The sequence below is a fragment of the Micromonospora maritima genome (assembly GCF_902825405.1).
Classification (GTDB): Bacteria; Actinomycetota; Actinomycetes; order Mycobacteriales; family Micromonosporaceae; genus Micromonospora; species Micromonospora maritima.
Genome location: NZ_CADEAU010000264.1, coordinates 1 through 7,588 on the forward strand (window position 1 = coordinate 1; position 7,588 = coordinate 7,588).

Consider the following 7,588-nt stretch of genomic DNA (forward strand, 5'->3'; position numbering starts at 1 on the left):
CCGGCGCGGCCGGCTGCTCCGGCGCCGACCGGCACGCGGCCAGCAGCACCGCGACACCGGCCACCACGGCGACCGCAGACCTCAGGCGCGGAAGAGGCATGGATCCGATCCTATCGATCGGCCGCTCCCCCGCCCGGCGGCGAATCGCGCCCGGGTGGGTCAGGAGGCGGGCTGCTGCGCCACCTCGCCGCCGGCGGTCTCGGCGAGGATCCGCTCGGCGACCTCCTTCATGGTCATCCGGTGGTCCATCGCGGTGCGCTGGATCCACTTGAAGGCCTGCGGCTCGGTCATGCCGTACGTGGTCATCAGCGCGCCCTTGGCCCGCTCGACGGTCTTGCGGATCTCCAGCCGGTCGGTCAGGCCGGCGACCTCCGCCTCCAGCGCGGCGATCTCCGAGTAGCGGGACAGCGCGATCTCCACCGCCGGCACCAGGTCGCTCTTTTGGAACGGCTTGACCAGGTACGCCATCGCGCCGGCCGCCCGGGCCCGCTCGACCAGGTCCCGCTGGCTGAACGCGGTCAGGATGATCACCGGGGCGATGCGCGCGCCGGCGATCCGCTCGGCGGCGGCCAGCCCGTCCATGATCGGCATCTTGATGTCGAGGATGACCAGGTCCGGCTTCAGCTCCTCGGCGAGCTTGACGGCGGTCTCGCCGTCACCGGCCTCGCCGACGACCTCGTAGCCCTCCTCGACGAGCATCTCGGCCAGGTCCAGCCGGATGAGCGCCTCGTCCTCGGCGATCAGAACGCGCTTGCGCTCGGCATCCGTCTGCATCTCGCCCACGAGCCACTCCCACCATCGATCCCGGCACGGTCACCACCCATGCTCCCGCATGAGCCTAGTCGGGTACAGTTACCGCACCCCGCCGGGATGGTGGAACGGCATACACGGAAGTCTCAAACACTTCTGCCCGAAAGGGCTTGCGGGTTCGAATCCCGCTCCCGGCACTTCTTGTCATACACGTGTTCGAGGATGTCGCTGTGCATCCTCCCGAAATGCGGGCACGAGCCCGCGCTCTTCGTGCCCGGGGTCACACCATCCATTCAGTGGCCCGTAGCCTCTCCCTGCCCTGCACAACGGTCTGGCACTGGTGCGTCGACCGGCCCCAGCCGGCGGTCTTCGGCAGCGCGGTCCGCTGCTTCCGCTGCCGGCCCGACCAGGAAACTCCGCCCGATCAGGCCGCCTACGCCTACCTGCTCGGGCTCTATCTCGGTGACGGACACCTCATCACCACGGACCGGACGCCGGTGCTCCGCGTCTACTGCGCCGACGCCTGGCCGAACCTGATCGAGAAGTGCGACGTCGCGATGCGGGCGGTGTTGGCCAACAAGGTGCAGCGCATCCAGAAGCGGGGCTGCGTCGCCGTGCAGAGCACCGCCACCCACTGGCCGTGTCTGTTCCCACAGCACGGGCCGGGCAAGAAACACAAGCGCCCGATCGTCCTGGTCGACTGGCAGCGCACCATCGTCAAGGCCCACCCGGGCGACTTTCTGCGGGGCCTGTTCCACTCCGACGGCTGCCGCTTCGCCAACCGGGTCGTCGTTCGCGGGAAGGAGTACGTCTATCCCCGCTACATGTTCTCCAACCGCTCCACCGACATCATGGCGCTGTGTCAGTGGTCCCTCGACCTGCTCGGCATCGCGTGGCGAATGAACCTGCCGTGGTCGCTGTCCGTGGCCCGGAGGGAGGCCGTCGCCGCACTCGACCAACATGTCGGCCCGAAGTCCTGACCGGACGGCGCCGGTGAGGCGGCGGGGCCTCAGATCGACGCCAGCGCCCGCGTCAGGTCGGCCCGCAGGTCCTCCGGGTCCTCCAGCCCGACCGAGACGCGCAGCAGCCCGCCGCACGGCTTCGCGTCGCCCTCGACCGGCCGGTGGGTGAGCGAGGCCGGGTGCTGGATCAGCGTGTCGACGCCGCCCAGCGACACCGCGTGGGTGATGAGCTCACAGGCGCCGGCGACCACGGCGGCGGCGGGCGCGCCCCCGCGTACCTCGAAGGCGAGCAGGCTGCCGGAGCCGGACATCTGGCGGCCGACCAGCCCGGCCGGGTCGTGCAGCGACGGGTGGTGGACGCGCTCGACGGCGGGGTGGCCGGCGAGCCAGGCGGCGAGCTTCTCCGCGCCAGCCTGCTGGGCGCGGACCCGCAGCGGCAGGGTCTGCAGGCCGCGGTGCAGCAGGTACGCGCCGAGCGGGTGCAGGACGGCCCCGGTGACGGCGCGGACCTGGCGCAGCCGGGCGGCCCACTCGGGCGCGCAGGCGACGGCGCCGGCGAGGACGTCGCCGTGGCCGCCGATGCTCTTGGTGGCGCTGTGCAGCACGAGGGCGGCGCCGTGGCGGGCGGGTCGCTGGAGCACCGGGGTGGCGACGGTGTTGTCGACGAGCAGCGGGACGTCGCCGGCGGCGGTGGCGAGCGCGGCGATGTCGACCAGGTCGAGGGTGGGGTTGGCGGGGGTCTCGACGACGACCAGGGCGGTGTCGGCGCGGATCGCGGCGGCGACCTCGTCGGGGCGGGCCCAGGTGACCTCGGTGCCGAGCAGGCCGGTGGCGAGGACGTGGTCGGTGCCGCCGTAGAGGGGGCGGACGGCGACGACGTGGCGCTTGCCGTCGCGGGTGGCGGCGAGCAGGGTGGCGGTGAGCGCGGCCATGCCGCTGGCGAACGCGACCGCCTCGGCGGTGCCTTCGAGCTGGGCGAGCGCGGTCTCGAACCGGGCCACGGTGGGGTTCCAGAGCCGCTGGTAGACGGCGCTGCCGCCGGCCGGGAGGGTGCCGCCGGTGGCGAGCGTCTCGTAGTCGTCGCCGCCGCCGGCGACGGAGGGCAGCGGGTTGGTGGTGGAGAGGTCGATCGGCGGGACGTGGACGCCGAGCCCGGCGAGGTCGTCGCGTCCGGCGTGCACGGCTGCGGTGTCCACGGAAGTCATGGCCGGAAGCGTCGAACATGACGACGTTTGGAGGCAATAGCAGCGAAGAAGATTCTGCCGATTGCGCTTTCGCGGAGTGTGAGTTCGGTGAAGGATGGTCACATGCCTGCCGCACCGAATGATGTACGGCCGTTCGCCGGCCTGGACGACGTCGACCGCGCGATCCTCACCGAACTGGCGGCCGACGGGCGGCTGCCGAACAACGCGCTCGCGGAGCGGGTGGGGGTGGCGCCCTCGACGTGCCTGACGCGGACCCGGGTGCTGCGCGAGCGCGGGGCGATCCGCGGGTTCCACGCCGAGGTGGACCCGGCGGCGGTGGGCCTGCCGTTGCAGGCGCTGGTCTCGGTGCGGCTGACGGCGCACGAGCGGGCCGCGGTGGACGCGTTCCGGGCCCGGTCGGTGCGGCTGCCGGGGGTGGTGTCGGTGTTCCACGTGGCCGGCGCGGAGGACTACGTGCTGCACGTGCGGGCCGCCTCCGGCGACGCGCTGCGCGACTTCGTGCTCGACCACCTGGCTGTCGATCCGGCGGTGCAGCACACCCAGACCAGCCTGATCTTCGAGCAGGCCCGGGGTATGGGGTAGCGCACCCCGAGGGAACAATTCCGGCACCGGGCGGGTTGCACCCAGCCGTGATCGACGTACCGATGTCTGTCCTTGACCTTGCCCCGGTGGCCGCGACCGGCAGCGCCGGTGAGGCGCTGCGGCACACCACGGAACTGGCCCGCCGCACCGAGGAGCTGGGCTACCGCCGGTTCTGGGTGGCCGAGCACCACAACATGCCCGCGATCGCGAGTTCCGCGCCGGCGGTGCTGCTCGCGCACCTGGCGGCGAACACCAGCACGATCCGCCTCGGTTCGGGTGGCGTGATGCTGCCCAACCACGCGCCGCTGGTGGTGGCGGAGCAGTTCGGCACCCTGGAGGCGCTGCACCCGGGCCGGATCGACCTGGGCATCGGCCGGGCGCCCGGCACCGACCAGGTGACCGCGCTGGCGCTGCGTCGCACCATGGAGGGTCTGTCCGCCGAGCACTTCCCGCGTGAGCTGGCCGACCTGATGAACTACTTCTCCGGCGCCGAGCCCGGTCCGATCACCGCCACGCCGGGTCGCGGGCAGTCGCCGCAGGTGTGGCTGCTCGGGTCGAGCGGGTTCAGCGCGCAGCTCGCCGGCCTGCTCGGCCTGCCGTTCTCGTTCGCGCACCACTTCAGCGCGCAGAACACGGTCCCGGCGTTGCAGCTCTACCGGCAGAACTTCCGGCCGTCGCAGTGGCTGGACCGGCCGTACGCGATGGTGGCCGTGAACGCGGTCTGCGCGGACACCGACGAGCGGGCCGAGTGGCTGGCCGGGCCGGCCGGGCTGTCGTTCCTGAAGCTGCGGTCGGGGCGGCCGGAGCCGCTGGTCACGCCGGAGGAGGCGGCGGCCTACCCGTACTCGGAGTTCGAGCGGGAGTTCGTCGCCCAGCGCCGCGACGGCCAGGCGACCGGCTCGCCGGAGACGGTGTCCCGGCAGCTCGGGGAACTGCTGGAGCGCACCGGCGCGGACGAGCTGATGCTGACCGCGATGGTCTACGACGTGGCCGACCGGGTCCGCTCGTTCGAGCTGATCGCGGAGAAGGTGGCGGGCGGCCTGCGCCGGGAAGGCTGAAACACGCTCTTCATAGCCACGTCACCGCGGCGTCGCGTGGGACGCATAACTTTGTCCCCGGTGGTGGTACGGCATTCCCGGTCGGGACGGGTCGGGAATGCTGCGGTGTGGTGCACCGGGTCGCCGGCCGAGCGGATTCCGCGGCCGGCGACCCGGTGCCTGCCGTTTCAGCGCAGGTAGATGTTCGGCGCGGGCGGCGTGCCCATGCCGTCGCCCAGGTGGAAGCCCGGGTGCGGCGGCTGGTTGTAGGCGGTGTTCTGCCAGGCCACGGCCACCCGATACTGCGGGTCGTGCATCAGCGTCGGCAGCCGCAGGCCGGTGGTGACGGGCGTGCTGTAGATCCGCAGGGCGGTGCTGTCGGCGGTACGCCAGACCACCTCCTCCCGCCAGTCTCCGAGCAGGTCGGCCGAGAGCGCCGGGGTGGACTTGGTGCCGTTGTTCGAGGCGACGCCGCCGCCGGTGAGCAGGCGGGTCTCGCCGCCGGTGCCGTACTTGTCGACCTTCGTGCCGTCGAGCAGTTCCCGGACCGGGTCGCCGTCCCACCAGATCAGGAAGTTCGCCGACGACGGCTTGCGCCCGACGTTCTGGCCCCGCGTGTTGAGCAGCCCGTCGACCGCCGACGACCACGACTCCGCACCCGGGCTGCCGGCCCAGACGTCGGCGGAGACGCCCCGGCCGTTGTCGCCGCTCGGCGCGGTCTGCCAGAGGATCTGTCCGGTCCGCGCGTCGGCCATCCAGGAGCTGGGCTTGCTGCCGTCCTCGTCGACCTTGAACACCTCCAGGCCGGCGCGCGACGGGTCGAGGTCGCCGACGTGCAGCGCGTCACCGTGGCCGTTGCCGGTGGAGTACAGCAGCCGGCCGTTGTCGTCGATGGTGGCGGCGCCGTACACGATCTCCTGGCGGCCGTCGTTGTCCACGTCGGCCACGGAGAGCTGGTGGTTGCCCTGGCCGGCGGCGGCGCCGTTGCCGGAGGCGTTCGAGTCGAACGTCCAGCGCCTGCGCAGCGTGCCGTCGCGGAAGTCCCAGGCCGCGACCACGGCCCGGGTGTAGTAGCCGCGCGCCATGATCAGCGAGGGGCGCTGCCCGTCCAGGTACGCGGTGCCGGCGAGGAACCTGTCGACCCGGTTGCCGTACGAGTCGCCCCAGGAGGAGACCGTGCCGCGCGGCGGGTCGTAGTCGACTGTGGAGACCGCCGCGCCGGTGCGGCCGTCGAACATGGTCAGGTACTCCGGTCCGGCGAGCACGTAGCCGCCGGAGTTGCGGTGGTCGGCCGAGCCGTTGCCGATCACCTGGCCGGTGCCGGAGCGGGTGCCGTCGGCGGTCTTCATGGCCACCTCGGCGTCCCCGTCGCCGTCGTAGTCGTACACCTGGAACTGGGTGTAGTGGGCGCCGGCGCGGATGTTGCGGCCGAGGTCGACGCGCCACAGCCGGGTGCCGGTGAGCGTGTACGCGTCGACGTAGACGGTGCCGGTGTAGCCGGACTGCGAGTTGTCCTTGGCGTTCGACGGGTCCCACTTGAGCACGAACTCGTAGCGGCCGTCGCCGTCCAGGTCGCCGACGCTCGCGTCGTTGGCGGAGTAGGTGTACGCCTCACCGCTCGGCGTGGTGCCGCCTGGTGGCGCCTGGATCGGCACGTCGAGCCAGCCGTTGGCGAACTGGAGCGCCGGGGCGGACGCCGTCTGCTCGGCGCCGTTCACCACGGCCCGCACGGTGTACGCGGACCCGGCGGCCGCGCCGGCGTCCAGGTAGGTGGTGGCGCCGGTGATCGGGCTGCCGTTGACCTTCGTACCGCCCCGGTAGAGGTTGAACGACACACCCGAGGTCTCGGTGCCGAGCAGCCGCCACGAGACGAGGTTCCCGCTGCCGGAGCGGACGCTGACCAGCCCTCGGTCGAGCTTCTCCATCTGCTTGGCGCCGGCCGGTGGGGTGGTCGGGGGTGGCGTGGTCGGGGGTGGCGTGGTCGGGGGTGGCGTGGTCGGCGGGGGTGTGGTCGGGGCCGCGCCGGTGCAGGCGGTGCCGTTGAGCGTGAACGCGGTCGGCGCGGGGTTGGCGGCGTCGCTCCACGAGCCGTTGAAGCCGAAGCTCGCGGTGCCGCCGGTGCCGATCGCCGCGTTGTATCCGGCGTCGCGGGCGGTGACCTGGGCGCCGGACTGGCTGACCGTCGCGTTCCAGGCCTGGGTGACCTGCTGGCCGGCGGCGAAGCTCCAGCCGAGCGTCCAGCCGGTCACCGGGTCGCCGAGGTTGGTCACGGTGACGTCGGCGCCGAAGCCGCCGCTCCACTGGTTGGTGATCCGGTAGTCGACGCGGCAGGCGACGGCCGCGGCGGCGGCGACCGTCGTGAGCGCGCCGGCGGACAGGGTGACCGCCGAGGCCGCGGCGAGCAGCGCGAGCCGGCGGCGTGGGGTGGTGAGGTGCACGGAAGGGCCTTTCGCGGTGGTCGGGCGCGCGAGGGCGCCGGCCTGCCCGGGCCGGCGGGAGGGGCACGCGCGCTGACGCGACGGGCGACGTCAGACATCGACGTCGATAACTAGGCTCCGCGCTCCGTCAGATTAGGCCACCGCCCGACAACCGACAAGCGGCTCGGACCGACCGCCCTCCCGTCCATGGCGGCGGAGAACCGCCGTCGATCACACCGGGTGACGGCCTCGGGAGAACCGACCACCGTGGAGGGACATACCTCAGAGGCATAAGTATGACCCTGAGGCATATCGCTCCACGGGCACTCGCTCCGGAGCCGCGACACGCCCGGGACCTCGATGGAGGGACAGGCCCGGCCATCCCGTCCGGCCGGTGCGGCCCCACGCAACCTCGCCGAGGTGGTGGCATCCTTGCTGCCCGGACACCACCACCACGCCGAGCTGGCGCACCGCACCGATGGGACCGGCGGGATCGACCCGCCTCAGCCCTCGACGGCGGCGGCGAGCCGGCGGGACTCCCCCGACTGCGGAGCAGCGGCCCCGGCCCCAGCCTCGACGGCCTCGACCGCGCCAGCATCCACGGGCCGGCGAGCGCCCGGCGCAGCACCGACGGG

The 7,588-nt window shown here is 72.7% G+C and carries 6 protein-coding genes and 1 tRNA gene; 4 read left to right on the top strand and 3 right to left on the bottom strand.

Going from position 1 to position 7,588, the window contains the following annotated elements:
• Positions 1 to 159: 159 nt before the first annotated feature.
• Entirely contained in the window at positions 160 to 783 is a 624-nt protein-coding gene (locus tag HUW36_RS21055; protein ID WP_174529739.1) for an ANTAR domain-containing response regulator, read from the bottom strand.
• Positions 784 to 864: 81 nt separating this feature from the next.
• Here HUW36_RS21055 and HUW36_RS21060 point away from each other — a divergent pair.
• Positions 865 to 947 (top strand) — tRNA-Leu (locus HUW36_RS21060).
• Between the two features lie 99 nt (positions 948 to 1,046).
• On the top strand, positions 1,047 to 1,730 hold the full coding sequence (locus HUW36_RS21065; RefSeq protein WP_246248251.1) for a transcriptional regulator: 684 nt from the start codon (positions 1,047 to 1,049) through the stop codon (positions 1,728 to 1,730).
• Between the two features lie 29 nt (positions 1,731 to 1,759).
• Here the strand turns inward: HUW36_RS21065 and HUW36_RS21070 are convergent, their stop codons facing one another.
• Positions 1,760 to 2,917, bottom strand: a complete 1,158-nt coding sequence (locus HUW36_RS21070; protein ID WP_174529741.1) for a trans-sulfuration enzyme family protein — start codon at positions 2,915 to 2,917, stop codon at positions 1,760 to 1,762.
• A gap of 102 nt (positions 2,918 to 3,019) precedes the next feature.
• On the opposite strand from HUW36_RS21070, the gene HUW36_RS21075 reads away from it, so the two are divergent.
• On the top strand, positions 3,020 to 3,499 hold the full coding sequence (locus HUW36_RS21075) for an Lrp/AsnC family transcriptional regulator (RefSeq protein ID WP_174529742.1): 480 nt from the start codon (positions 3,020 to 3,022) through the stop codon (positions 3,497 to 3,499).
• A gap of 62 nt (positions 3,500 to 3,561) precedes the next feature.
• The gene (locus HUW36_RS21080) at positions 3,562 to 4,557 is read left to right on the top strand and encodes an LLM class flavin-dependent oxidoreductase (protein ID WP_174529743.1); all 996 of its coding nucleotides are present in this window, start codon (positions 3,562 to 3,564) and stop codon (positions 4,555 to 4,557) included.
• A gap of 167 nt (positions 4,558 to 4,724) precedes the next feature.
• On the opposite strand, the gene HUW36_RS21085 is transcribed toward HUW36_RS21080, so the two are convergent.
• A complete protein-coding gene (locus tag HUW36_RS21085) occupies positions 4,725 to 6,974 on the bottom strand; it encodes a rhamnogalacturonan lyase family protein (protein ID WP_174529744.1) in 2,250 nt (749 codons plus the stop codon).
• Positions 6,975 to 7,588 lie beyond the last annotated feature (614 nt).